Source organism: Pararhizobium sp. P1_E7 (assembly GCF_056405855.1).
The window spans coordinates 1-635 of the sequence record NZ_JBFUBH010000249.1; the positions used below are offsets into that span (position 1 = coordinate 1).

Annotated in this window: 1 protein-coding gene; it reads left to right on the forward strand. The window is 56.7% G+C overall.

The annotated features are described in order from the left end of the window. Positions 1-35: 35 nt before the first annotated feature. On the forward strand, positions 36-635 hold a 600-nt coding region (locus AC1D17_RS29245; protein ID WP_477568680.1), incomplete at its 3' end, for a calcium-binding protein.

Below are 635 nucleotides of genomic sequence, written 5' to 3' on the forward strand. Positions count from 1 at the left end.
CCGCAGGCCATCAAGGCAAGGAAAGGGATACACTCATGGCTATTCTTTATAACGGCACCTCGGGGAACGATAATGCGACCGGGAGCGAGGCTGTCGTCAACAAAATGTTTGGTTTTGGAGGCAGCGACCAGCTTACAGGGGGCTATCTCGACGATGTGATCGACGGCGGTGATGGCGACGACATCATTCTCGGGCTGAGCGGATCGGATCACCTCAACGGCGGCGCCGGCAATGATCTTATCTACGGGGGCGATGGACAAGACTATATCACTGGCGGTGGTGGAAACGACGATTTGCGCGGTGAGGCCGGCGATGACGTGATCAAAGTGTTCGATGGCGCCGTGGCAGGTGATAACAACTTCATCCAGGCTGGCTCCGGTGACGATTCCGTTTATGCGGGGGCCGGCGCCGATCATATCTTCGGGGAAAGCGGAGAGGACGCGGTCATTTATCACGCCTCTCTGTCCGGAGTGACCGTGAACCTTACCAGTGGAACCGGCTTGGGCGGCGCGGCTGAAGGCGACACCTATTCCTCCATCGAGAACGTCTACGCCTCATTTTTCGATGACATGCTTATCGGGAACGGTAAGTCAAATCTCCTTTATGGGCTTGACGGAAATGACACGATCCGCGGC